Annotated in this window: 23 protein-coding genes; 10 read left to right on the top strand and 13 right to left on the bottom strand. The window is 73.1% G+C overall.

Going from position 1 to position 24,510, the window contains the following annotated elements:
• Nucleotides 1–121 precede the first annotated feature (121 nt).
• Complete coding sequence (locus tag IO20_RS0117325; protein WP_030551227.1) at nt 122–1,324, top strand: PucR family transcriptional regulator; 1,203 nt, start codon at nt 122–124, stop codon at nt 1,322–1,324.
• 45 nt (nt 1,325–1,369) lie between these two features.
• Here IO20_RS0117325 and IO20_RS0117320 read toward each other — a convergent pair whose 3' ends face one another.
• On the bottom strand, nt 1,370–2,521 hold the full coding sequence (locus tag IO20_RS0117320; RefSeq protein ID WP_030551225.1) for a glycerate kinase: 1,152 nt from the start codon (nt 2,519–2,521) through the stop codon (nt 1,370–1,372).
• Nucleotides 2,522–2,633: 112 nt separating this feature from the next.
• On the opposite strand from IO20_RS0117320, the gene IO20_RS0117315 reads away from it, so the two are divergent.
• The 3 genes from IO20_RS0117315 to IO20_RS0117305 are packed head-to-tail and all read left to right on the top strand — an operon-like array spanning nt 2,634 to nt 5,864.
• A complete protein-coding gene (locus tag IO20_RS0117315) occupies nt 2,634–4,304 on the top strand; it encodes a BCCT family transporter (RefSeq protein WP_030551223.1) in 1,671 nt (556 codons plus the stop codon).
• Nucleotide 4,305: 1 nt separating this feature from the next.
• On the top strand, nt 4,306–5,373 hold the full coding sequence (locus tag IO20_RS0117310) for an ADP-ribosylglycohydrolase family protein (protein ID WP_030551221.1): 1,068 nt from the start codon (nt 4,306–4,308) through the stop codon (nt 5,371–5,373).
• Nucleotides 5,370–5,864 (top strand): NUDIX domain-containing protein, encoded by a 495-nt coding sequence (locus IO20_RS0117305; protein WP_030551219.1) that lies wholly within the window; start codon nt 5,370–5,372, stop codon nt 5,862–5,864. Before IO20_RS0117310 ends, IO20_RS0117305 begins: the two co-directional genes overlap by 4 nt.
• A 13-nt stretch (nt 5,865–5,877) precedes the next feature.
• Here IO20_RS0117305 and IO20_RS0117300 read toward each other — a convergent pair whose 3' ends face one another.
• On the bottom strand, nt 5,878–6,081 hold the full coding sequence (locus IO20_RS0117300) for a type II toxin-antitoxin system VapB family antitoxin (RefSeq protein ID WP_030551217.1): 204 nt from the start codon (nt 6,079–6,081) through the stop codon (nt 5,878–5,880).
• Nucleotides 6,082–6,145: 64 nt separating this feature from the next.
• Here IO20_RS0117300 and IO20_RS0117295 point away from each other — a divergent pair, with 64 nt between their 5' ends.
• Entirely contained in the window at nt 6,146–6,865 is a 720-nt protein-coding gene (locus tag IO20_RS0117295; protein WP_030551215.1) for an SIR2 family NAD-dependent protein deacylase, read from the top strand.
• Between the two features lie 22 nt (nt 6,866–6,887).
• Here IO20_RS0117295 and IO20_RS0117290 read toward each other — a convergent pair whose 3' ends face one another.
• From IO20_RS0117290 to IO20_RS0117265, 6 genes are all read right to left on the bottom strand, one after another.
• Nucleotides 6,888–7,391, bottom strand: coding sequence for a methylated-DNA--[protein]-cysteine S-methyltransferase (locus IO20_RS0117290; RefSeq protein WP_030551213.1), 504 nt, complete (start codon nt 7,389–7,391; stop codon nt 6,888–6,890).
• 6 nt (nt 7,392–7,397) lie between these two features.
• Complete coding sequence (locus IO20_RS0117285; protein ID WP_030551211.1) at nt 7,398–8,882, bottom strand: DNA-3-methyladenine glycosylase 2; 1,485 nt, start codon at nt 8,880–8,882, stop codon at nt 7,398–7,400.
• 76 nt (nt 8,883–8,958) lie between these two features.
• Entirely contained in the window at nt 8,959–9,723 is a 765-nt protein-coding gene (locus tag IO20_RS0117280; protein ID WP_030551209.1) for a metallophosphoesterase, read from the bottom strand.
• Nucleotides 9,724–9,854: 131 nt separating this feature from the next.
• Nucleotides 9,855–10,475, bottom strand: a complete 621-nt coding sequence (locus IO20_RS0117275; RefSeq protein WP_030551207.1) for an L-threonylcarbamoyladenylate synthase — start codon at nt 10,473–10,475, stop codon at nt 9,855–9,857.
• 46 nt (nt 10,476–10,521) lie between these two features.
• On the bottom strand, nt 10,522–11,946 hold the full coding sequence (locus IO20_RS0117270; RefSeq protein ID WP_030551205.1) for a phytoene desaturase family protein: 1,425 nt from the start codon (nt 11,944–11,946) through the stop codon (nt 10,522–10,524).
• Nucleotides 11,947–12,018: 72 nt separating this feature from the next.
• Nucleotides 12,019–12,855 (bottom strand): inositol monophosphatase family protein, encoded by an 837-nt coding sequence (locus tag IO20_RS0117265; protein WP_030551203.1) that lies wholly within the window; start codon nt 12,853–12,855, stop codon nt 12,019–12,021.
• A gap of 112 nt (nt 12,856–12,967) precedes the next feature.
• Here IO20_RS0117265 and lplAB point away from each other — a divergent pair, with 112 nt between their 5' ends.
• The 3 genes from lplAB to IO20_RS0117250 all read left to right on the top strand — a co-directional run bounded on the left by lplAB (nt 12,968) and on the right by IO20_RS0117250 (nt 15,971).
• Complete coding sequence (lplAB, locus tag IO20_RS0117260) at nt 12,968–14,035, top strand: lipoate-protein ligase LplAB (protein ID WP_030551201.1); 1,068 nt, start codon at nt 12,968–12,970, stop codon at nt 14,033–14,035.
• Nucleotides 14,036–14,094: 59 nt separating this feature from the next.
• Complete coding sequence (locus IO20_RS37670) at nt 14,095–14,979, top strand: hypothetical protein (protein WP_157850788.1); 885 nt, start codon at nt 14,095–14,097, stop codon at nt 14,977–14,979.
• 200 nt (nt 14,980–15,179) lie between these two features.
• The gene (locus tag IO20_RS0117250) at nt 15,180–15,971 is read left to right on the top strand and encodes a serine protease (RefSeq protein WP_030551198.1); all 792 of its coding nucleotides are present in this window, start codon (nt 15,180–15,182) and stop codon (nt 15,969–15,971) included.
• Here the strand turns inward: IO20_RS0117250 and IO20_RS0117245 are convergent.
• Nucleotides 15,925–17,466 carry an NCS1 family nucleobase:cation symporter-1 gene (locus IO20_RS0117245; RefSeq protein ID WP_030551196.1) on the bottom strand — a complete coding sequence of 514 codons (1,542 nt, stop codon included), beginning with the start codon at nt 17,464–17,466 and terminating at the stop codon, nt 15,925–15,927. The genes IO20_RS0117250 and IO20_RS0117245 overlap by 47 nt on opposite strands.
• Before the next feature lie 465 nt (nt 17,467–17,931).
• Between IO20_RS0117245 and IO20_RS0117240 the strand changes: the two genes are divergently transcribed.
• Nucleotides 17,932–18,810, top strand: coding sequence for a DUF1684 domain-containing protein (locus IO20_RS0117240; protein ID WP_030551195.1), 879 nt, complete (start codon nt 17,932–17,934; stop codon nt 18,808–18,810).
• On the opposite strand, the gene IO20_RS0117235 is transcribed toward IO20_RS0117240, so the two are convergent.
• Nucleotides 18,807–20,138 carry a uracil-xanthine permease family protein gene (locus IO20_RS0117235; RefSeq protein WP_037635722.1) on the bottom strand — a complete coding sequence of 444 codons (1,332 nt, stop codon included), beginning with the start codon at nt 20,136–20,138 and terminating at the stop codon, nt 18,807–18,809. The genes IO20_RS0117240 and IO20_RS0117235 overlap by 4 nt on opposite strands.
• Complete coding sequence (locus IO20_RS0117230; protein ID WP_078946041.1) at nt 20,135–21,250, bottom strand: aryl-sulfate sulfotransferase; 1,116 nt, start codon at nt 21,248–21,250, stop codon at nt 20,135–20,137. The genes IO20_RS0117235 and IO20_RS0117230 overlap by 4 nt, the downstream gene beginning before the upstream one ends.
• Before the next feature lie 198 nt (nt 21,251–21,448).
• Between IO20_RS0117230 and IO20_RS0117225 the strand changes: the two genes are divergently transcribed.
• Nucleotides 21,449–22,003: a helix-turn-helix domain-containing protein gene (locus IO20_RS0117225; RefSeq protein WP_030551192.1), complete on the top strand. Its 555-nt coding sequence runs from the start codon at nt 21,449–21,451 to the stop codon at nt 22,001–22,003.
• A gap of 45 nt (nt 22,004–22,048) precedes the next feature.
• Here the strand turns inward: IO20_RS0117225 and IO20_RS0117220 are convergent, their stop codons facing one another.
• Together IO20_RS0117220 and hydA are read right to left on the bottom strand one after the other, a co-directional pair.
• Nucleotides 22,049–23,062, bottom strand: a complete 1,014-nt coding sequence (locus IO20_RS0117220; protein ID WP_030551191.1) for a TIGR03842 family LLM class F420-dependent oxidoreductase — start codon at nt 23,060–23,062, stop codon at nt 22,049–22,051.
• Nucleotides 23,063–23,089: 27 nt separating this feature from the next.
• Nucleotides 23,090–24,493 carry a dihydropyrimidinase gene (gene hydA / locus IO20_RS0117215; protein ID WP_030551190.1) on the bottom strand — a complete coding sequence of 468 codons (1,404 nt, stop codon included), beginning with the start codon at nt 24,491–24,493 and terminating at the stop codon, nt 23,090–23,092.
• Between the last annotated feature and the right edge of the window lie 17 nt (nt 24,494–24,510).

Below are 24,510 nucleotides of genomic sequence, written 5' to 3'. Positions count from 1 at the left end.
GTCCACGTCCCGCGGCCGAATCGCTGCCGGTGACCAGCGGGCGCGGCGGCGGGCTGTGCATGCGCACAACAGTGCGCGTCAGGGCTGTGCGGAGGGGGCCGGGGCGGTGGATCCTCCCGGCATGGGACGGCGCAGACGGCGAACCGATGACGACTGGAAGGTGCTCGCTCAGGCGTGCACGGCTCTTCTGGAGCGGGTGCCGGAGCTGGTGGACGAGCATCTGAGGGAACTCCACGCGTACGAGCCCGCGTACGCGCGGATCCTCCCGTACGACCAGCACTGGCAGGAGGCCCAGGAGGCGATGCGGATCGGGATCGAGATGATCTCGGCGCCGCGGAACTCGCCCCGCAGGGACCTGGAGAACGCGGAGGAGGTGGGCCGGCGGCGGGCCGCTCAGGGCATGCCGCTCGAACTGGTCGTGCACGCGTACCGGCATGCCGGGCATCTGGTGTGGGACGCGCTGATCGAGGGCGCGGGGTCGGACACGGCGCAGCTCGCGGCGCTGATGCAGTCGGCGACGACCGTGTGGTCGGCGGTGGACGCGCAGGCGGACACGGCGTCGGAGGCGTACCGGTCCGCGGAGCTGGAGCTGAGCCGCCGGACGGACGAGCAGCTCCAGGCGCTCCTGGACGCCCTGCTCCAGGGCCAGCGGTCGCCCGAGCTGGTGGCGCGGGCGGCGGCGGGCCTGGACCTGCCGGAGCAGGGCCGGTACGCGGTGGTGGTGCTGCGCTACGACCGGCGGGAGGAGCGGGAGCCGTTCCACCGGCAGGTGCAGGGCGAGGGCGTGCGGTTCCTGTGGCGGATGGGCGCGGACTGCGAGCTGGGGGTCGTGGCGCTGGCCCACGACACCGGTCTCGACGCGCTGTCCGAGCTGCTCGACGGGCGGTGCCCGGGGCCTGGCGGGATCAGTCCTGTGGTGGTGGGCCTGACGGAGCTGGGCCGGGCGCGGCGCCTCGCGGAGCTGGCGCTGCGGACGTGTCCGCCGGGCAGCCGCCAGATCGTGCGGCTCGACCGCCGGATGGCGGGGGCGCTGGTGGTGAGCCAGCCCGAGATGGCGAGTCTTCTGGTGTCCGACGTCCTGGGGGGGCTGCTCGAACTGGACCCGGCGGACCGGGCGGTGCTCCTGGAGACGCTGGACGCGTGGCTGGAGTGCGAGGGGTCGGCGGGACGGGCGGCGGGGCGGCTGTACTGCCACCGGAACACGGTCTTCAACCGGCTGCGGCGGCTCGAGCAGCTGACGTCACGGTCGCTGTCGCGGCCACGGGACCTGACGGAGATGACACTGGCCCTGGACGCGTTCCGCCTGACGGCGCCGGGGGGTTGAGCACACCGGGCGGCCGCCCCCTGCTTCGGGGGCGGCGGGCCCGGGTTACGACAGGAAGTCCCGCGCGATGTCCGCCGCCACGTCCTCCAGGAGCGGGCCCGCGTTCGCCATGGACGTGGCCGGGTCGGGTTCCAGGGCCGTGAGGGGGTAGGCGCGGCGGATGCCCGCCTTGCCGAGGGCCTCCGGCGGGAGGGCCAGGCGGCCGCAGACGGCGACGACCTCCTTGCCGGCGGCGCGGGCCGCCGCGGCGACGCCCGCCGGGGCCTTGCCGTGGAGGGTCTGCTCGTCGAGGGAGCCCTCGCCGGTGATGACCAGGGTGGCGCGCTCCAGGGCGGGGGCGAAGCCGAGGACGTCCAGCATGAGCTCGATGCCGGGGCGGAAGCTCGCGCCCAGGATGAGCGCGCCGTAGCCGATGCCGCCCGCGCCGCCCGCGCCGGGGGCGACGGCGGCTTCGGCGGCCCTGGGGCCGACGGCCTTCTCCAGGACGGTGGCGAAGTGGGCGAGGGCGGCGTCCAGGGTGCGGACGTCGTCCGGGGTGGCGCCCTTCTGCGGGCCGTAGACGGCGGGGGCGCCCTTGGGGCCGGTGAGCGGGTTGTCGACGTCGCTCGCGAGGATCAGGTCGACCGAGGAGAAGCGGGGGTCGAGGCCGCTGAGGTCGGCGGTGGCCAGGTCCGCGAGGGGTGCGCCGCCGGGGCCCACGGGGTCGCCGGACGCGTCGAGGAAGCGGGCGCCGAGCGCGGCGAGCATGCCGGCGCCGCCGTCGGTGGTGGCGCTGCCGCCGACGCCGAAGACGACGGTGGTCGCACCGGCGTCCAGGGCGGCGCTGAGCAGCTCGCCGGAGCCGTACGTGGTCGCGGTCAGCGGGGCGAACACACCGCGCGGGAGGAGCTGGAGGCCGGAGGCCTCGGCCATCTCGACGACGGCGGTGGTGCCGCGCAGCGCGAAGGCGGCGGTGACCTGCTCACCGAGCGGTCCCGTCACCTGGACCTCGCGGCGCTCGAATCCGGCCGCGACGGCTGCCGCGACGGTGCCGTCGCCGCCGTCGGCGACGGGGAGCGTCTCCACGGTGAGGCCGGGGACGACCCGTCGCAGTCCTGCTGTGACCCGCTCCGCGACCTGTACGGCCGTGAGCGAGCCCTTGAACTTGTCGGCCGCCACGAGCACGTGTGCGACCTGAGTTGCTGCCCCGTCCGTCACCTTGCATCCCTTGCTTTCGAACGTGCAGTCGCGCCGTGGCCGACCCTATCCGTACCCCCGGACGGCGTGCCACCCCCTGATAAGGCGATATTCCGCACCATAGTGGGGTCACATGAGTACGGAAAAGATCGTTTCCGACGCCGAGCCGGACGGCAAGGTCATCGGGATCGGGGTGGCGGCCGTCGTCGCGGTCGTCGGGTGGGCGGCTCTGGGCGAGGACTCCTTCGACAGCGCCTCGGACACGGCCCTCCAGTGGGTGCTGTCCAATTTCGCCTGGCTCTTCGTCGTCGCGGCCGACACGTTCCTCGTGCTGTGCGTGGTGATCGCCCTGAGCCGTTTCGGCCGGATCAGGCTGGGCGCGGACGACTCGGAGCCGGAGTTCGGCAACCTGGCGTGGATCGCGATGATGTTCAGCGCCGGCATGGGCATCGGCCTGATGTTCTACGGGGTCGGGGAGCCGCTCCAGCACTTCCTGAGCCCTCCCCCGGCGAGCGGCGTGCCGGCGGGGACGGGCGGCGCGGCCCGTACCGCGATGGAGTACTCGTTCTTCCACTGGACGCTGACCCCGTGGGCGATCTACGGCATCGCGGGTCTGGCCCTGGCGTACGCGGGATTCCGCAAGGGCCGCGGGAACCGGCTGAGTTCCGCGTTCGTGCCGCTCCTCGGGGCTCGGCGGGCGGCGTCCTGGCCGGGCAGGGCGATCGATCTGCTCGCGGTGTTCGCGACCGTGTTCGGCACGGCGACGAGCCTCGGGCTCGGTGCGCTGCAGGTCGCCGAGGGCCTGAACCTGACGATGGGCGTGGAGAACTCGACGTCCACCCAGCTGATCATCATCGTGTCCCTGTCCGGGGCCTTCGTCCTGTCGGCCTTCTCGGGGCTGCACAAGGGCGTGAAGTGGCTGTCGACCCTGAACATCGTCCTCGCGGGCTGTCTGATGCTGTTCGTGTTCCTGCTCGGCCCGACGGTCTACATCCTGGACACCATTCCGGCCTCCGTCGGGGGCTACCTGCACCAGCTGCTGCCGATGGCGAGCCGCACGGGCGCGTTCACCGACCCCGACTGGCTGGGGACGTGGACGATCTTCTACTGGGCGTGGTGGCTGTCCTGGGCGCCGTTCGTCGGCACCTTCATCGCCCGGATCTCGCGCGGCAGGACGATCAGGGAGTTCCTCGTCGGGGTGCTGCTCGTGCCGTCAGGGGCCACGGTGGTGTGGTTCTGCGTGATGGGCGGTACGGCGATCCGCCTGGAGTCCACGGGCGCGGCGGACCTGGCGACGGCGGTGCGGGACGGGGCGGAGGCCTCGCTGTTCGCGATGCTGGAGGCGCTGCCGATCGGCACGGTCACCTCGGTGGTCGCGATGCTCCTGGTGATGACGTACTTCGTCACGAGCGCGGACTCCGCCTCGCTCGTCATGGGGTCGCTGACGAGCGGTGGCTCGCTCCACCCGCCGACCTGGCTGGTCGTGACCTGGGGCGTCCTGATGGCCGCCGTGGCGGCGGTCCTCCTGGTGGTGGGCGGTCTGAACTCGCTCCAGACGGCGACGATCCTGGTCGCGCTGCCGTTCGTCGTGGTGATGCTGGCACTGTGCTGGGCACTGCTCAAGGAGCTGCGGGAGGACCCCGGGGCCGGCCTGGTCCGGCACCACGCGCTGCACGGGCCCGGTGACGCGGTCAGGGCGCTGGTCGGGGAGGCGATCACGGAGCGGGGCGAGTCGCGCCACCACCGGCTGCGCCGGGCGGCGAAGGCACGGACCGACGTGGAACCTCCCGAGGGCGAGGGCTGAGATGGACCGCACGGCCGGAGGGCTCGCGGACCGGATCCTGGGCGGCTGGACGGGCCGGATCGCCGGGAACATGCTCGGCAAGCCCGTGGAGCAGGGCGACCACTGGAGCCGGGAGCACATCGACACCTATCTGCGGCTGACGGGCGCGCTGCCCCTGACGGACTACCTGCCGCCGCCTCCGCCGGGGGCGACCGGTTTCGAGCTGCGTCCGGAGTGGCAGCGGTGCGTGCGCGGCCGGATCGACGGCAGCTGCCGGGACGACGACATCGACTGGTCGATCCTCGGGCTGCACCTTCTGGAGACGTACGGCTCCGCCTTCACGACCGAACAGGTGGGGCGGGAGTGGCTGACGCGGCTGCCCTATCTGCAGACGTTCACGGCCGAGCGGGCCGCCTACCGGAACCTCGCGAACGGCCTGCGGCCGCCGCTGACGGCCACGTACGACAATCCGTACCAGGAGTGGATCGGCGCGCTGATCAGGGCCGACGTCCACGGCTGGACCAGTCCGGGCGACCCGCGCCGGGCCGCCTCGCTGGCCCGCAGGGACGCGGTCCTCTCGCACAGCGGGAACGGGGTGTACGGGGCGATGTGGGCGGCGGCCGTGATCGCGGCGGCGTTCACCGCGCCCGACGTCAGGACCGCCCTGGAAGCGGGCCTGGCGCAGGTTCCGCCGAGCAGCCGGCTCGCCCGGACGGTGCGCGGGACGATCGCCCTGTACGAGTCGGGGCTCGGCTGGTCCGCGGCGCTCGACGAACTCGCGGAGCGCACGGCGGGCCTCGGCTGGATCCACACCGTGCCGAACGCGGCCGTGCTGACCGCCGGACTCCTGTACGGGGAGGGGGACTTCACCCGGACGATCGCGCTGACCGTGCGCGGCGGCCTGGACACGGACTCCAACGGGGCGACGGCGGGTTCGGTGGCGGGCGTGATGTGCGGGGCGGCGGCGATCCCGCCCCAGTGGTCGGAGCCGCTGCGGGACCGGGTGAGCAGCGCGGTGTTCGGCTTCGACGGCGTCGGGATCGGTGAACTGGCCGAGCGGACCGTGCGGCTGGCTACGCTGACGCCATGACCACGACCGACTACACCACGTACATCGCCGGTCTCCCTCGCGTCCTGGCCGGCGCCGCCGCACTCTTCCGGGACGCCACGGGGCGCGTCCTGGTGGTGGAACCCAACTACCGCGAGGGCTGGACGCTGCCCGGCGGCACGATCGAGTCCGACACCGGCGAGACGCCCCGGCAGGCCGCCCGCCGGGAGACGGCCGAGGAGATCGGCCTCGATGTGGCCCTCGGCCCGCTGCTCTCCGTCGACTGGTCGCACGGCTCGGGGCGGCCGCCGATCGTGGCGTACGTGTACGACGGCGGAGTGCTGGCCGAGGAGCGGTTCGCGGAGATCCGGCTCCAGGAGGAGGAACTGCTGTCCTGGAAGCTGATCGAGCGCGAGGAGGTCACCGCCCACCTTCCGGGCAGCCTGGGCCTGCGGGTCCTCGCCTCGCTGGACGTCCTGGCGACGGGCGCGGGGCCGGTGGAGCTGGAGAACGGTCACCCGGTCGGGGGATGACGCGGGCCAGGTCCTAACCCTGAGGGGGCTCGGGCGGCAGGAGTTCGCCGGTGCGGTGCGGCTCGTCGCGGGTGGCCACCCGGGCCTCGGTGCGGTGCCCGCGCGCGATGTAGTCGCGGACGACGGCCTCCACCGCGTCCTGCGGGTTCCCGACTCCTGCCAGGACCATGACCTCCACGACGAGGTCGGCGTCGAGCGCGATGTTCACCTTGGCCATGCCGGGAACCTAGCACCCGAAAACCCGTTCGCGGGAGCGGTTTCGCGGTGCCTAGGCTCGTCGTATGACGATGGTCGCGATTCTCAGTGGAGCCGGTATCTCGACGGACTCGGGCATCCCCGACTACCGGGGCCCGAACGGTGTCTGGCGGCGGGACCCCGACGCCGAGCGGCTCGTCACGTACGGGCCGTACATGGCCGACCCGGAGATCCGCCGCCGCTCGTGGCGGATGCGGCTCGACGGTCCCGTCCTGAGCGCCGAGCCGAACGTGGCGCACCACGCGATCGCCGCGTACGAGCGGACGAGCGGGAACGCGCTGCGGGTGATCACCCAGAACGTGGACGGACTGCATCAGGCCGCCGGGGTGCCCGGCCGCAAGGTGCTCGAACTCCACGGCTCCGCGCGGTCGGTGGTGTGCACGGCCTGCCACGCCCGCTCGTCGATGGAGGAGGCCCTGGACCGGGTGCGGGCCGGTGAGGACGACCCCGCGTGCCGGGTGTGCGGCGGGATCCTGAAGTCGGCGACCGTGATGTTCGGGCAGCGGCTCGATCCGGTGGTGCTCGGGGAGGCCATGTCGATCGCCAAGGCCACCGAGGTGTTCGTCGCGGTCGGCAGCAGTCTCCAGGTGCAGCCGGCGGCCTCCCTCGCGGGGATCGCGGCCGAGCACGGCGCGCGGCTGATCATCGTGAACGCCGAGCCCACCCCGTACGACGCCGTCGCCGACGAGATCCTGCGCGAGCCGATCGGCACGGCGCTGCCCGCGCTGCTCGACCGGCTGCGGTAGCCGCTGCGGGACGGAACCGGTCCTAGAAGAGCCCGGCGGGTTCCGCCGCGCCCGACTCGAAGGCGAGGAGGCGCTGCTTGCGGTCGAGGCCGCCGCCGTAGCCGGTGAGGCCGCCGCCCGCGCCGATCACCCGGTGGCAGGGGACGATGATGCTGACGGGGTTCTTGCCGTTGGCGAGGCCCACCGCGCGGGAGGCTGCGGGGTTGCCCAGTTCCTCGGCGAGTTCGCCGTACGTCCGGGTCTCCCCGTACGGGATGCGGAGCAGCCGCTCCCAGACCCGCACCTGGAACGGGGTGCCGACCAGGTGCAACGGCAGGTCGAACTCGGTGAGTTCGCCGGAGAAGTAGGCGTCCAGCTGGCGGATCGCCTCGTCGAAGGGGCGCGGGTCCGCTGCGCCGAAGGCCTCCTCGGGCGGACGGTGGCGCTGCCCGGTCATGTGGACGCGGCTGAGGACGCCGTCGACGGCGACGAGGGTCAGCGGCTCGTACGGGCTGTCCACGACGGTGTGCCGGACGGTGGTGGTCATGGCGGTTCAGTGTCCTTCGCTGGGCAGGTGGTTGATCGGGTGGTCGTCGGTCGCCCAGAGGTACTGGACGGCGTACGCGCGCCAGGGGCGCCAGTGGGCCGCGCGGGCGGTGAGCGCGGCCGGGGTGCCGGGCAGGCCGAGTCCTGCCGCGGCGCGGCGGACGCCGAGGTCGCCGGGGAGGAAGGCGTCGGGGTCGCCGAGGGCCCGCATGGCGATGATCTCGGTGGTCCAGGGGCCGAAGCCGGGCAGGGCGAGCAGCCGGGCGCGGGCCTCCTCGCGGTCGTCGGCGGGGCCGAGGGGCAGTGAGCCGTCGGCGAGGGCCCTGACCAGGGTGAGGAGGGTGGCGCGGCGGCTGCGGGGCAGCGCGAGGGTCTCGGGGTCGAGGTCGGCGAGCGTTTCGGGCCCCGGGAACAGGTGGGTGAGGCCGCCCTCGGGGTCGTCGACGGGGGTGCCGTAGGCGGTGACGAGCCGGGCGGCGTGGGTGCGGGCGGCGGCGGTGGAGACCTGCTGGCCGAGGACGGCCCGTACGGCGAACTCGGCGGGGTCGACGGTCCCGGGCACCCGGCGGCCGGGCGCCTTGTCGACGACCGGGGCGAGCAGCGGATCGGCGCGCAGCCGGTCGTCGACGGCCACGGGGTCGGCGTCGAGGTCGAGGAGACGGCGGCAGCGGCTGATGGCGTGGGTGAGGTCCCGGGGGTCGGTGAGGAAGAGGCGGCAGGCGATGTGGTCGGGGCGGGGGGCGAGGGCGACGATCCCGTGCCCGTACGGCAGGGCGAGGGTCCGCCGGTAGGCGCCGTCCCGCCACTCCTCCACCCCGGGGATCGCGGTGGCCGCGAGGTGGCCGAAGAGATTGGAGGGCTCCAGGGGGGCGCGGAAGGGCAGCCGGAGGCTGATCACGCCGGGGGTGCGGGGGCGGTCGGACGCCGGGCGGGCGGCGCGGGCGCGGAGCTCGCCGGGGGTGAGGGCGAAGACCTCGCGGACGGTGTCGTTGAAGGTGCGGATGGAGGAGAAGCCGGCCGCGAAGGCGACCTCGCCCAGGGGCATCGGGGTCGTCTCGATGAGGACCCGGGCGGTCTGGGCGCGCTGGGCGCGGGCCAGGGCGAGGGGTCCCGCGCCCAGTTCGGCGAGGAGCTGGCGTTCGATCTGGCGGGTGGACCAGCCGAGGCGGCGGGCGAGCCCGGGGACGCCTTCCCGGTCGACGACCCCGTCCTGGATGAGCCGTACGGCGCGGGCGACGGCGTCTGCGCGGACGTTCCACTCGGGCGAACCGGGGCTGGTGTCGGGCCGGCACCGCTTGCAGGCCCGGAAGCCGGCCCGCTGGCAGGACGCGGCGCTGGCGTGGAACTCCATGTTCTCGGGCTTGGGCGGGACGACCGGGCAGCTGGGCCGGCAGTAGATCCGGGTGGTGCGGACGGCGGTGAAGAACACGCCGTCGAAGCGGGCGTCCTTCGACTGAACGGCCCGTACGCAGCGCTCGGTGTCGGTGTGCATGAGTCCAGGATCGCGGACGGCCGGCTCGCGGGCTGGCGAGAAAACGACATGGACGTCCGCTCCGCGGGTCGGACGGTCAGACGGTGACCGTCCGGTAGTGGGTGGTCAGCCGGCCGTCGTCGCCGAGGACGTGGAAGGCGAGCGCGGGCGGCAGGTCGAGGTGGACGTGCGGGGAGTCCGGGCCCGGGTTCTCCCACGGGAGGCGCAGCGCGGACACGACCCCGGGCGCGACGAGCAGCGGGCGCCCGGCGAAGGTCGTGGCGGCGGCGGTGTGCGCGTGGCCCGCGAGGAAGGCCGTGAGGTGGGGGTGGCGGTCGGCGAGCGCGGCGAGCCGCTCCTCGCCGAACTGCCGTATCTCGTCCACGTACGGGGTGTGCAGGGGTACGGGCGGGTGGTGGAAGGCGACCAGGACGGGCAGCTCGTGCGGGGTGTCGGCGAGGACCGCGTCCAGCCACTCCAGCGTCTCGTCCTCCAGGAGCCCCTGGTGCTCACCGGGGACGGAGGAGTCGCAGAGGGCGACGACGAAGCCCTCGCCGCGGAGCACCTGGTTGACGGGCGCGTACGGGAGGGCCGGCGTCTCCTCAGGAAGCAGCGCCTTCCGGAAGGCGGCGCGGTCGTCGTGGTTGCCGGGGCAGACGAGCAGCGGGTGACGGGAGGTCAGCAGCTTCCGCGCCACCGCGTACTCGTCCGGCGTCCCGTGGTCGGCGACGTCCCCGGTGACGAGGACCGCCGACAGGTCGTACGGCAGCTCCTCCAGGTACCGCAGGACGGCGCGGGTGCGGTCCGTGGCGCGCTCCTCGCCGTCGATGTGGACGTCGCTGACGTGGGCGATGACGATCATGCGGCCGATCCTCCGTGGGTGCGCGTGAAGGGCGTTCACGCGACCGTACGGCGATCACGACCGGGCGGAAAGGGCCGCCCGGGAGCCGGTGGACCGCTTCCCGTGCCCCTCGTCGCGCCTGTTCGAAGTGCTTACTCGAACCGGGAGGTGTCCCCCGCCCCGCGGCGGACGATCTCGGGCTCGCCGCTGGAGAAGTCGACGACCGTGGTGGGTTCGGTTCCGCACTCGCCGGAGTCGAGCACCGCGTCCACCTGGTGGTCGAGCCGCTCCTTGATCTCCCAGCCCTGCGTCAGCGGCTCCGCCTCGTCGGGCAGGAGCAGGGTGCTGGACAGCAGCGGCTCGCCGAGTTCGGCGAGGAGGGCCTGGGTGACGACGTGGTCGGGGATGCGGACGCCGACCGTCTTCTTCTTGGGATGCAGCAGCTGGCGCGGCACCTCCTTCGTCCCGGGCAGGATGAAGGTGTACGCACCCGGGGTCGACGCCTTGACCGCGCGGAAGACGTCGTTGTCGACGTGCACGAGCTGGCCCAGCTGGGCGAAGTTCTGGCACATGAGCGTGAAGTGGTGCCGGTCGTCGAGATCGCGGATCGCGCGGATCCGGCTGATGCCGTCACGGCTGCCGAGGCGGCTGCCGAGCGCGTAGCAGGAGTCGGTCGGGTACGCGACGAGCGCCCCGTTCCGGATGGAGTCGGCCACCGCGCTGATCGTGCGGGGCTGGGGGTTGTCGGGGTGGACGTCGAAGTACTTGGCCATGGGGGCAGTCTATTTTCGCGGGCGGGCCCGGTCCGACAGACAGGCCCTACCGGACGGCCTGGGCGCGCAGGCTGCGCCAGACCGCCTTCGCCGCGTTGTGTCCTGACATGCCGTGGACGCCGGGGCCGGGCGGGGTCGCGGAGGAACAGAGGAAGACCGCCGGGTGCGGGGTGGCGTAGGGGCGCGGCGAGAGGGTGGGGCGCAGCAGCAGCTGGAGGCCGCGGGCGGCGCCGCAGGCGATGTCGCCGCCGACGTAGTTGGCGTTGCGGGCGGCGAGTTCGGGCGGTCCGGCGGTGGCACGGGCGAGGACGCGGTCACGGAAGCCGGGGGCGAAGCGCTCGATCTGACGCTCGATCGCCTCGGTGAGGTCGCCCCGCCAGCCGTTGGGGACGTGACCGTACGCCCAGAAGACGTGCTTGCCCTCGGGAGCGCGGGAGGGGTCGACGAGGCTGGGCTGGGCGGTGATGAGGAAGGGGACGTCGGGCGCGGTGCCGGACGAGGCCTGGCGCAGGGCTGCGCCGATCTCGCCGGCGGTGGGGCCGATCTGGACGGTGCCGGCGCGCCGGGGTTCCTCGGCGGTCCAGGGCACGGGGCCGTCCAGCGCGTAGTCCATCTTGAAGGCGCTCGCGCCGTACCGGTAGTGGTCGTAGTGCCCGCCGAAGCCGGCGATCCGGGCGAGGGCGGTGGGCGAGGTGTCGAAGACGTAGGCGCGGGCCGGCGGCAGGTCGTCGAGGCGCTTGACCTCGAAGTCGGTGTGGACGGTCCCGCCGAGGTCCTTGAGATACCCGGCGAGGGCGTCGGAGATCGACTGCGAGCCGCCCCGGGGCAGGGGCCAGCCGCCGGCGTGCGCGGCGAGCGCGAAGACCAGGCCGACGGCGCCGGTGGCGAATCCGCTGAGCGGGGCCATGACATGGCCGACGAGCCCGGCGAAGAGCGCGCGGGCCTTCTCGTCGCGGAAGCGGCGCATGAGCCAGGTGGAGGGCGGCAGGCCGGCGAGGCCGAAGCGGGCGAGGGTGACCGGGTCGCGGGGCAGCGCGGTGAGCGGCAGCTGCATGAAGTCCCGCGCCAGGGTGTCCCACTTGTCGGCGAAGGGTGCGACGAGGCGGCGGTACGCCCCGGCGTCGCGCGGCCCGAAGGAGGCGGCGGTCTCGGCGACGGAGCGGGCGAGGACGGCGGCGGTGCCGTCGTCCCACGGGTGGGCCATGGGCAGTTCGGGGTGGAGCCACTCCAGGCCGTACCGGTCCAGCGGCATCGTCCTGAAGACGGGCGAGCCCGCGCCGAGCGGGTGGACGGCGGAGCAGGGGTCGTGGCGGAAGCCGGGGAGGGTGAGTTCCTCGGTCCTGGCGCCCCCGCCGATGGTGGCCTCGGCCTCGAAGACGGCCACGGAGAGGCCACGGCGGGCCAGTTCGACGGCGGCGGTCAGTCCGTTGGGCCCCGCGCCCACGACGACGGCATCGAGCATCGACGTCACCTTCGACACCTTCGGACTCCTTCGTCAGCCGATGACCAGCACTCCCAGGATATTCCTGTGCCCCGACGTCCCTTAACGGCCCCTCAGGAGTGTCCGGATCCGGTCGGCGGTGGCCGCGTCCCGGGCCGCCGTGAACGGCAGCGCGTTGCCTCCGGTGATACGGAACGGCTCTCCCGCGACGGTCGTCTGGACGCCGCCCGCCTCGGTGACCAGGAGCAGTCCGGCCGCATGGTCCCAGGCGTACTCCCAGGAGAAGGCGGTGGCGTCGAGCCGGCCGCGCGCCACGGCCAGGTACTCCAGGCCCGCCGAGCCGCAGGGGCGGGGGGCGACGCCCTCGGTGACCAGGCCGAGCAGGGCCCGCTTCTGGTCCGGGGTGGTGTAGTCGGGGTGCGAGGTGGCGACTTCCAGGACCGCGCCGGGGGCGGGCGAACCGGCGCGCAGCGGCTGCCCGTTGAGCGCGGCGCCCCTGCCCCGTACGGCGACGGCGAACTCGTCCAGGGCCGGCGCGAAGGTCCAGGAGGCGAGCAGCTCGCCCTGCCGGGCGAGGGCGACGAGGGTGCAGAAGGCGGGGTCGCCGTGGACGAACTGGCGGGTGCCGTCGACGGGGTCGACGATCCAGACGGGGGCATCGCCGCGCAGGGCCTCGTAGACCGTGGGGTCGGCGTGGACGGCTTCCTCGCCGACGACCACCGAGCCGGGCAGCAGGGCGGTGAGGGAGGTGGTGAGATGGGCCTCGGCTGCCCGGTCGGCGACCGTGACCAGGTCGTGCGGCCCGTTCTTCTCGACGATGTCATGGGCGGCGAGCTGGCGGAAGCGCGGCATGATCTCGGCGGCGGCGGCCTTGCGGACGGCCTCCTCCACCTCGGTCGTACGGCCGCCGAGGACGTGCTCGATGAGGTCTTCGGTCATGCACCCAGCTAAGCACGCGGCACTGACGGGCCGGCCACCGCACTCGTCGTCCTCCGTTCTCCCGGGGAGTACCCTTTGGCCGAGTTCACCCCTTACACGCAGGGAGGGTTCCGTGCACGGCGCGTACCACGGCGAGTACAAGGTCCCCGGCGGGAAGCTGGTGGTCGTCGACCTCGACACCGAGGACGGCGTCCTGCGGAACGTCCGGGTCGCCGGGGACTTCTTCCTGGAGCCGGACGAGGCGATCCTGGCGATCGACCACGCCCTGGAGGGCGCGCCCGCCGACACCGACGCCGTCGGGCTCGCGGCGCGGATCGACGCGGCGCTGCCGCCGGACACCCGGATGTTCGGGCTGACCTCGGAGGGCGTCGGGGTCGCGGTCCGCCGGGCCCTCGCGCACGCCACGGACTGGACCGACTACGACTGGCAGCTGATCCACGAGCCGGCGCAGTCCCCCGCCCTGCACATGGCACTCGACGAGGTCCTGACGGCCGAGGTCGCCGCGGGCCGCCGCCCGCCGACCCTGCGGGTCTGGGAGTGGGGCGCGCCCGCGGTGGTGATCGGCAGCTTCCAGTCGCTGCGCAACGAGGTCGATCCGGCGGCCGCGGAGCGGCACGGGATCCAGGTGGTGCGCCGGATCAGCGGCGGCGGCGCCATGTTCATCGAGCCGGGCAACACGATCACGTACTCGCTCTCCGTGCCCGACGCCCTCGTGCAGGGCCTGTCCTTCACGGACAGCTACGCCTATCTCGACGACTGGGTGCTCGGCGCCCTCGGTGACATGGGCGTCCGGGCCTGGTACCAGCCGCTCAACGACATCGCCACGGACGCCGGCAAGATCGCGGGCGCGGCGCAGAAGCGGATCGTGACGGGGCAGGGGGCGGTCCTGCACCACGTGACGATGGCGTACGACATCGACGCGGACAAGATGACGGAGGTGCTCCGCATCGGCCGCGAGAAGCTCTCCGACAAGGGCACGAAGAGCGCGAAGAAGCGGGTGGACCCGCTGCGGCGCCAGACGGGCCTGCCGCGCGAGACGGTCATCGAGCGGATGATCGCCTCCTTCCGCGGCCGGTACGGGCTGTCGGAGGGTCACGTCACGGAGGACGAGCTGACGCGGGCGAAGGAACTCGCGGAGTCGAAGTTCGGCACGGCGGAGTGGACGGCCCGGGTGCCGTAGGGCCTGATCCGCCGGACGGGGGTGTGAGGCGCCCCGGCGCTGCTGCGTAGGGTCGTGGCATGCGTATCGAGGGTCCGGTGAAGCCCGGTCTGCGGATGGAGAGCGCCGACGGGGGTCGGCTGGTCCTGCTCCAGGGCACGGTTCCCGTGCTCTTCGCCCGGCAGCGGGCCACGCACCGTGGCGTGCGCTACGCGCGCACCGGGCGGTACGCCTCCCCGCTGCCGCCCCTGCGGGCCGAACGGGCCCGGGCGGCCGCGGAGTCGGCGGCTCCCGGATCGGCGGAGTGGTCGGAGCGCTGGGCCGCGTACGCGGAGGCGGGGCTCCGCGCGGCGGCCGACGGCCCGCTCCACGCGGGCGAGTGGCTGCTGGCTCCGGACGCCCACCGGTGGTTCGTGGACGCGAACTGGCCCAAGCTCCTGGCCCACGACCCGGACCGGGGCCATCTGACCTGGTTCGGGTACGGCGACCCGGTGGAGGACGCGCGCGACCTGCTGCCGCTGCGGGCGCTGTCGCCCCCGGAGGCGCCGCGGGTGAAGGCGTACCGCCGCCAGTACCGGGAGGGGGTGCTGCCGCCGGTGTTCGCCTGGTGGATCAGCGGGCTCAACTCCCCCGTGGTGCTCGACGGTCACGACCGCCTTACGGCGGCGCTCGCGGAAGGGGGCAGGCCGCAGGTGCTCCTCCTCTCCCGGGCGGCCGACGCCGCCCGGGTGGCGCGCTGGGCGGAACGTCCGGTGCTGGAGTACGAGAAGCGGGTGGCCGCGCTGAAGGGCCCGCTCGCCCCGGCACGGATCGCGAACGAGAGCCGGATGCTGGCCGCCCAGCTCAGGTCCCTCGTCCACGCCTACGACCTCACCCGTGCCTGGCCGTTCCCGGGCGGCGTCCCCGGCTGGGACGCGGCCGCCACCGCGCACGTACCCGGCTGGGCGCCGGACGCGGACCGCTGACCCATGGCCGCTGACCGCTGACCGCTGACCGCCCTTTCGGTCACCAGTCCGGCCCCGTGGTCGAGTGACCTGGTCCCGCCCCCGTCGTTGATGCCGACGCGGGCCGGGGAGGGCCGTGCGGAAACGTCTCCGCAGACCCCCGGCCCCGGTCGTACGGCGCCGACGGATACGGAGATCAGGTGGGACGGGCGAGAAGGCTCATGGCGACGGTCGCGGGCGCGGTGATGGCCGTGAGCCCCCTCGGCACCGCGCCGCCCGCGCGGGCGGTCGTCGGGGGACAGGAGGCGCGGCCCCACCAGTACCCCTTCATGGCGGGACTCGTGGACGTGCTGGAGCGAAGGGTGATGTGCGGCGGGTCGCTGATCGGCGACCGGTACGTCCTCACCGCCGCGCACTGCCTGACGGGCTCGTACAGCGACCCCACCCGGGTGGGCGTACTCCTGGGCGACCACGACCTGACGACCGGGGCCGACAGCCCGCACGCGGTCCTGGCGCGCCCCGACCGTCTCCTGCCGCACCCGGAGTACGACCCGGACACCCAGGTCAACGACATCGCTCTCGTCCGGCTCGCCGAGCCGGTCGCCCTCAACCGCCACGTGCGGCCGATCGCCCTGCCCGCCGCGTACGCCCACGGCTCCTTCGACGACACCCAGGTCGAGGTCCCCGGCTGGGGCACCACCTCCTACGGCGGCCGCACCTCCGACGTGCTGCGGACGGTGGCCCTCGGCACCATGAGCAACGCGGCCTGCGCGAGCCGGGGCATGACGCAGGTCACCACCACCCAGATCTGCACGTACGCCCCCGGCCGCGACACCTGCCAGTACGACTCCGGCGGCCCTCTCGTCCGCGCGGTCGGGGGCCGGCCCTACGTGGTCGGCCTGGTGTCCTACGGCAGGGAGTGCGCCACCGACACCCCCGCCGTGAACACCCGCGTCCGCTCCTACGTCAACTGGATCGAGCGGACGATCGGGCGGCTCCCCCGCGCCTCATGAGCGCGGTGTAGAGGAGCAGGGAGGCCACGAGGCCGACGGCCCAGCCGTAGTCCGCGAGGGGCTTGAGGAAGGGGATCAGGCCGTCCTCGGGGAACGGCCCGGTACCGGGGGCGGAGTGGGAGCCGCCGACTGCGAGGACCCCGCCGACGGCGAAGGCCAGTACGGCCGCCGGGTTCCAGCCTCCCCGGTACCAGTAGGGGCCGTCGGCCCGGTAGAGCCCTTCGAGGTCGAGGACGGTGCGACGGACGAGCCAGTAGTCGGCGATGAGGATGCCGGCGACCGTACCGAGGAGACCGCCGACCAGGCCGAGCCAGGTGAAGATGTACAGCTCGGGGGTGGCGGTCAGCTTCCACGGCATGATGAGCACGCCGACGACGCCGGTGATCAGGGCGCCCGTGCGGAAGTTCACCAGCTTCGGGGCGAGGTTGGCGAGGTCGTACGCCGGTGAGACGACGTTCGCCGCGATGTTCACCGAGAGGGTCGCCACGAGGACGGTGACCAGGGCGAACAGGAGTCCGAAGACGCTGTCGGTCTTCGCCGCGAGGGCCACGGGGTCCCAGACGGGTGCGCCGTAGACGGCCTGCGAGCCCGAGGTGACGAGCACCGAGAGCAGGGCGAACAAGGTCATGGTGGCGGGGAGTCCGAGCACCTGCCCGCGGACCTGGGCGCGCTGGCCGGCGCCGAAGCGGGTGAAGTCCGGGATGTTGAGGCTGAGCGTCGCCCAGAAGGCGATCATGCCCATGAGCGCGGGGAAGAAGACGGGCCAGAAGTCCGCGCCCCAGCCGAGCCGGGAGGGCTGGTCGAGGAGGGGGCCGAGGCCGCCGGCCTTGACCGTGATCCATACCAGGAGGGCGAGCGCGCCGACGATGACGAACGGCGCGGCCCAGTTCTCGAAGCGGCGCAGGGCCTCCATCCCCCGGTAGATGATGGCGAGTTCGAGGGCCCAGAAGAGGACGAAGCAGAGCCAGAGGGTCCAGGGCTGCCCGCCGATCCTCGACGCCTCGGCCCAGCTGCCGCCGAAGACCTTGTCGAGCAGGACGAAGACGCCCTGGCCGCCGATCCAGGTCTGGATGCCGAACCAGGCGCAGGCGACCCCTCCCCGGATCAGGGCGGGCAGGTTCGCCCCGCGCAGGCCGAAGGAGGCGCGGGCCAGGACGGGGAAGGGGATGCCGTACTTGGGCCCCGCGTGCCCGGTGAGCAGCATCGGGAGGAGCACGATGACGTTGGCCAGGGCGATGGTGAGGACGGCCTGCTTCCAGTCCATGCCGAGGGCGACGAGACCTGAGGCGAGCATCCAGGAGGGGATGTTGTGGGCCATGCCGACCCAGAGGGCGGCGAAGTTGTACGTGGTCCAGCGGCGCCGCTCGACGGGGACGGGCAGCAGGTCGTCGTTCACGAAGCGGGGATCGTCCGGGGCGGCGCCGGGAGCGAGTTCGACCCGGCCGCCGGGCGGGGACGCAGGTGCGGGTCTTCCGGAAGGCGTGGTGGCGGTCATCGCAGGCGGGAACCCTTCGTTCGGGGACGGAACGAGGCCGTGCGGGGCCGGCGAGCCGGGCCGTGAGACGGGGCGCCGCCGGAACAAGGGGACTACCCAGTTTCCGGCCACCCCCAACCCGTCCGACTTGCAAGGGGGTTCAGGGGTCGAGCCGAGGGAACACTGGCGCGCGGCACCGGTGTTGTGCTCTCCTGAAGCCATGAGCCTGCTCGTGATGCGTCGACACGTGGACTACGTGCGCGTCACGACCATGGCCTGTTCCGGCTGACACCGAGGCCTCGTCCCGGCGTCCGGACACCGACGCGCTCGCGCCGAAGGGTTGCTGCGGCCCCTGACGGCCTCGTTCCGTCCCGCGATCCGTTCTTCCCTCCCCGCCTCCCGGCCCGTACCGGGGTTCTCTGCTTTCTCCGGCAAGGGACACGGAGCCGGGCACACCCCACCATCCACCGCACCAGGAGGAGACGCATGAGCGTCCGTGACATTTCCGACCCCCGCGCAACCGTCGGCCGCGACGACCCCAACGGCACCGCCGGCGTTCCCGATCCGGAGGCGTTCGCCGCGGAATGGCGGGAGTGGCACCGGGACAAGGACGCCCGGCTCGCGTCGGAGCACGGCTTCCTCGCGGTCACCGCCCTGCACTGGCTCTCCGCCGAGCCCCAGAGCTTCCCCGGGGTGCCGGGGACCTGGTCGACGGGGCCCGAAGGTGTCGTCGTGGAGCTCGACGAGGGGACGGAACTCCTCGTCGACGGCGCGTCGGTGCGGACGCGGCACCTCTTCGGCGTCATTCCGGAACGCGGCGGCGTCCACGCCCTCTGGGGCGACACGGTGATCGAGGTGGCCAAGCGCGGCGGCCACGACGTGGTCCGGCCCAGGCACCCCGACCACCCGCTGCGTGTCGCCTTCACCGGCACGCCCGCGTACGCGCCCGATCCGCGCTGGGTGGTCACGGGCCGCTACGAGGCCTTCGACGAACCGCGGCCGACCACGGTGGGCGCCTCCGTCGAAGGCCTTCGGCACGTGTACGACGCCCCGGGCCGCGTCGTCTTCCGGCTGGGCGGACAGGAGTTGAGCCTGACCGCGTTCAACGGGCACGCGCCCGGAACCCTCACGGTGCTGTTCACCGACGAGACCTCGGGCGTCACCACGTACGCGGCCAACCGTGAACTGCGGGTGGCCGCGCCCGGGCCCGACGGCGTGGTGGTGCTCGACTTCAACCGCGCCGTCAATCTGCCCTGCGCGTACACCGACTTCGCGACCTGCCCGCTGCCGCCGGCCGAGAACCGGCTGCCCGTCGCGATCGAGGCCGGCGAGAGGATCCCTCACGAGCGCGGCCCGGTCGCCTAGCGTTTCCGTGAGCGGCTGCCCGGATCGAATCGTCCGAGCAGCGCGGTGAGGAGGACGGCCGTCAGGGTGCCGGCGACGACGCCACTGCCCAGGATCGTGCGGGCCCAGCCGGGGAATCCCGCGTACAGGTCCGGGCTGAGCAGCGGCAGCAGTCCCGCGGTGAGTGCGAGCGCGGCCGTCAGGTTGCCCGTGCCCGTTCCGGACAGGTCGGCGCGGCGGAGCATCTCGACGCCCATCACCGCGATGACGGCGTAGACGACGAGGGCGGAGCCGCCGACGACGGCTTCGGGTATGCCGGCCAGAGCCCGGGACACGGGCGTGGCCAGGCCGAGAACGATCAGGAGCACTCCGGCCCCGGCGGTCACGAAGCGGCTGCGGACGCCGGTGAGGCGGCCGATGCCGATGTTCTCGGCGCTGGTGACCATGAGGGAAGTGCCGAAGAGACCGCCGGCCAGGGAGACGAGGGCGTCGGCGCGGGCGACGCGGGGAACGTCCCTTTCGGGGACGGGAGTCCGGCCGACGGTCTCGCTGTTGAGCACGGTCTGTCCGGTGATCTCGGCGAGGGTGGTGAGGCTGAACACGAGCAGCGGAAGGGCGGCCACCAGGTCGAACCGAGGTGTCCCGAAGGGCAGGAACGCGGGCAGCGCGAAGCCGCTCCCGGCCGCCGGGGCGAAGGCCCCGAGGCCGGTCGTCACGGCCACGGCGGTGCCGGCCGCCATCCCGATGAGGACGGCCGTCTGGCGCCAGACGCCGCGCAGGAGCACGTACGCGGCGACGGTCGCCGCGACCGTGAGCGCGGCGAGAAGCACCGCGCGCGGTTCGCCCGTTCCGTCAGGGCCGGTGACGAGCCGGGCGGCGACCCGGATCATCGCGATCCCGATGAGCAGCACCGTCACGCCCATGACCAGGGGCGGGAAGAGCCGTACGACACGGGCGTACAGCGGCAGTACGGCCAGGAGCAGCGCCGCCGCCAGGAGGACGGCACCGGCGGCGGTCGGCGCCCCGTGTTCCTGCGCGATCTGGAGGAACAGCGCGGTCGCGGCGCCGCCGGGCAGCATGACGAACGGGAGTCGGCCGCCGATCCGCCAGACGCCGAGGGACTGGAGCAGGGCGCCCGCTCCGCAGAGCAGGAGGACGGTGCTGAGCAGGGAGGCCGTCGCGCCGGGTGGCATCCTCAGGGTGCCGGCGACGAGGAAGACGGTGGAGACCGGGGCGGCGATCATCGCCAGGACGTGCTGGGCCGACAGCGGTACGAGTCGCCGCAGCGGCACCCGCGCGTCGACGGCTTCGGCGGAGCGGGGCGCGGCCGGGGCCGGGGTGGTCGTCATGCCGTCGCCTCCAGCCACGGGATGTCGGCGGCGGCGTAACGGTAGGCGCGGAAGACGGCGTTGGGCTCGGAAGGGAACAGGCCGCGTACCTCGCTCTCCCCGTAGCCGGCGAAGTGCGGGACGACGTACTCCCAGCACAGGTAGCCGTCCTTCGTCACCTCGAACAGCCGCCCGGACGGGGAGTCGGTGACGAGCGTGTTGCCGTTGGGCAGGCGCTGCGCGGAGCCCATGAAGGGCGCGAAGAAGAACTCGCGGGCCGGGTCGTGGTACTCCCACACGATGTCGCCGCCGGTCCGGTCGATCTCGATGACGCGGGAGTAGGGGACGTCCTGGCCCGGCCGGAACACGCCGTTGTCGAAGACCAGCAGCCCGCCGTCGTCGAGTTCGGTCGGCGCGTGCTGCTGGCTGACCGTGCCGGGGCGGCTGCGCCACAGGATCTCGCCGGTCGCACGGCTGATGACGACGACGGCCGAGACGCTGCGCAGACTGGCGAGGATGTTGCCGTCCCGCAGCGGCGTGACGCTGTTGATCAGGGGCCAGTGCTCACGGGCGTACGCCTCGTGCAGCGGGAACTCCTCGCGGTCGAGGTGGTCCGCGGCGCGCCAGGACCACAGGAGTTCGCCGTCCGGGCCGACCTCCTTGACGGTGTCGGCCCAGACGACGCCGCCCGCGGCTTCGGAACCGGGCACCCCGCCCCGTACCGCCGCGGCCTCGGCGCCGGACAGGGGTTCCAGGGCGGTGTAGAGGATGCGGCCGTCGTCGAGGTGGTGGGCGTCGTGGTGCTGGAGGGGGTCGTGGTGCTCGCGCAGCACGGTGCCGTCGGGTGCCGCGCGGAGCATGACTCCGCCCCGGTACTTGTGCCACATCGGGAAGAGGGCCTTCTCGCCCGGGAGGACGCCGTTGTAGGCGAGTGTTCCGTCGGCGAGCAGGCGGGCGTGGCGGCCGGGGCGATACGGCAGGTCCCAGCGGTGGGCGGTGCGGCCGTGGAGGTCGATGAGGTAGACCTCTCCGCCGCCGGTGAGCGGTGCGTAGAGGGTGTAGCCGTCGTACGCGGCCGTCTCGTCGAGGGCGATGAGGCCGGTGGGACGTCGGCGGCGTGAGTTCTGGTCGATCGGGGGCACGTCGGAGTTCCTCGCGTCAAAGTTTCTTTGATGAGAACAATCGACTTTGACGGTAGGGGCGTTGCGTGAAGGGCGTGTGTCGGGAGTACGAAACCGTCTCCGGGTTTCTGCCGCGGGCCGCGTAAGGTGCCGTCAGGCGCCGTCGACCAGGGAGAACGGCGCCGCGGGGCGGGGAAGGACGGGACATCCATGGAGGCCGCCGACACACCGCGGGTAGGCGCTGCCGTACGCCGCCGACGCAGGGCGCTCGACCTGACGCTCGCCGAGATGGCGGGGCGCAGCGGGCTCTCCTCCCCGTTCCTCAGCCAGATCGAGAACGACCGGGCGCGGCCCAGCATGCGGTCGCTGCAGCGGATCGCGGACGCACTCGGCACGACGGCGGTGCAGCTGCTCGCGGCCTCCGACGAGACGCGCACGGTCGACGTCGTGCGCGCCGGCGACGACAGCGGCCTCGTCCGGGAGGCCGGGATCCGCCCGGTGGTGCGCGGCCGCCATCAGCTGCACGCGCTGGAGTTCGTCGGCGTGCACGAGGCGGACCGCGAGTTCCGGCACCGGAACGACGAGCTGATGTACGTGGCGGACGGCTCGGTGGAGGTGGAGGCCGACGGCCGCGTCCACCGGCTGGGCCGCGGGGACACACTGGTGCTGTCCGGAGGCGTCCGGCACCGCTGGCGCTCCACCGAGGCGGGCTCGCGGATCCTGGTGGTCGCGGTCGGCGACCACGTGGAGGTACTGGATTCCTGACGGTGCTGTGCCGCCCCGCGCGGGAACCCGCGCCCCGCGGCTTCGTCAGCCGAGCCCCGGGATGATGTCGGAGCCGTAGGCGTCGATGGTGCCCTCGCGGTTGTCGTGCATCGCGTACACGGCGAACTGGTCGACGCCCAGGTCCTTGAGGCGGCGCAGCTTCTCGATGTGGGCCTCGGCGGGGCCGAGGAGGCAGAAGCGGTCGACGATCTCGTCGGGGACGAAGGCGGTGTCGGGGTTGTCGGCGCGGCCGTGGTGGGAGTAGTCGTAGCCGTGCCGGTCCTTGATGTACGCGGTGAGCGCCTCCGGGACCATGTCGGAGTGCTCGCCGTACTTGGCGACCAGGTCGGCGACGTGGTTGCCGACCATGCCACCGAACCAGCGGCACTGGTCCCGGGCGTGCGCCAGGGCCTCCGGCGAGTCGTCGGCCGTCACGTACGCGGGTGCGGCGACGCAGACGGTGATCGACGAGGGGTCGCGGCCCGCGTCGGTGGCGGCCTGCCGGACGGCCTTGACCATCCACTCGGTCAGGAACGGGTCGGCGAGCTGGAGGATGAAGCCGTCGGCCTTCTGCCCGGCGAGGGCGAGGGCCTTGGGACCGTACGCCGCCATCCACACCGGCAGCTTCCCGTCCTTGATCCACGGGATGCGGATCGGGCTGCCGTCGACCACCGCCTCCCGGCCCTCGGCGAGGTCGCGGATGACGTCGATGGCCTCGCCGAGCCGGGCCAGGGTGTTGGGCCTGCGGCCGGCGACGCGCATCGCGGAGTCACCACGGCCGATGCCGCAGACGGTGCGGTTGCCGAACATGTCGTTGAGCGTGGCGAACGTGGAGGCCGTCACCTCCCACGTCCGCGTCCCCGGATTCGTCACCATCGGGCCGACGTGCAGCTTGGTGGTGTGCTCCAGGATCTGGCTGTAGACGACGAAGGGTTCCTGCCAGAGGACGGCGGAGTCGAAGGTCCATCCGTAGCGGAAGCCGTTGCGCTCCGCCCGGCGCATCAGCCCGACGACCTGCGAGGCGGGCGGGTCGGTCTGCAGGACGAGTCCGAAGTCCATGCGGGGCCTCCTGGTTCGAGGATCGGTTCAGTCGAGGTACTGGCAGGTGGAGCGCGGTACGAAGGTGCCGTGGCCGGCGCGGCCGACGTACTCGCGCCGGTCGATGACCGTCTCGCCCCGGGAGAGCACCGTCTCGACCTGCCCGGTGACGGTCCTCCCCTCGTACGCCGAGTAGTCGACGTTCATGTGGTGCGTCGCGGCCGACAGGGTCTGGGTGGTGTGCGGGTCGTAGATGACGATGTCCGCGTCCGCGCCCGGCGCGATGGTCCCCTTCTGCGGATACATGCCGAACATCCGGGCCGGGGTGGCGCAGGCGATCTCGATCCACCGGCGCCGTGAGATGTGCCCGTCCACCACCGCCTGGTGGAGAAGGTCCATCCGGTTCTCGACGCCCGGGAGGCCGTTGGGGATCTTCGAGAAGTCGCCCCGGCCCAGTTCCTTCTGGCCCGTGAAACAGAACGGGCAGTGGTCCGTGGAGACCACCTGGAGGTCGTTGGTCCGCAGCCCCCGCCACAGCGCGGCCTGGTGCTCCTTGGGGCGAAGCGGGGTCGAGCACACGTACTTGGCGCCCTCGAAGCCCGGCTCGGCGAGGTTGTCGGTGGAGAGGAAGAGGTACTGGGGACAGGTCTCGCCGAAGACGGGGAGCCCCTTGTCGCGGGCGGTGGTGATCTCGGCGACGGCCTCCTCCGCCGAGACGTGGACGACGTACAGCGGCGCGCCGGCGACCCGGGCGAGCTGGATCGCCCGGTGGGTGGCCTCGGCCTCCAGGAGGGCCTTGCGGACCTCCCCGTGGTAGCGGGGGTCGGTCTCGCCGCGGGCCAGGGCCTGTTCGACGAGGACGTCGATGGCGATGCCGTTCTCGGCGTGCATCATGATCAGGCCGCCGTTGTCGGCGGAGCGTTGCATGGCGCGCAGGATCCGGCCGTCGTCGCTGTAGAAGACGCCGGGGTAGGCCATGAAGAGCTTGAAGGAGGTGATGCCCTCCTGGACGAGCCAGTCCATCTCCTTGAGCGTGTGCTCGTTGACGTCGGAGAGGATCATGTGGAAGGCGTAGTCGATCGCGCAGTTGCCGTCGGCCTTGGCGTACCAGGTGTCGAGGCCTTCGCGCAGGGCCTGGCCGACGGTCTGGACGGCGAAGTCGACGATGGTGGTGGTACCGCCCCAGGCGGCGGCGCGGGTGCCGGTCTCGAAGGTGTCCGAGGCGGAGGTGCCGCCGAAGGGCAGTTCCATGTGGGTGTGGGCGTCGACGCCGCCGGGCAGCACGTAGCGGTCGGTGGCGTCGAGGGTGCGGTCGGCGGTCCAGCCGGCCGCCACGTCCGAGCCGTGGGCCGCGAGGGCGACCACACGGCCGTCCTCGATCAGCACGTCGGCGTGCAGTTCGTCGGCGGCGGTGACGACGAGGCCGCCCCGGATGACGGTACGGGTGCTCACGGGACTCTCCCTGCTTG

It is taken from the genome of Streptomyces exfoliatus (assembly GCF_000725545.1).
Taxonomy (GTDB): domain Bacteria; phylum Actinomycetota; class Actinomycetes; order Streptomycetales; family Streptomycetaceae; genus Streptomyces; species Streptomyces exfoliatus.
Note: the sequence above shows the minus strand (reverse complement) of the source record. Positions and strands in the feature narration are given on the sequence as shown.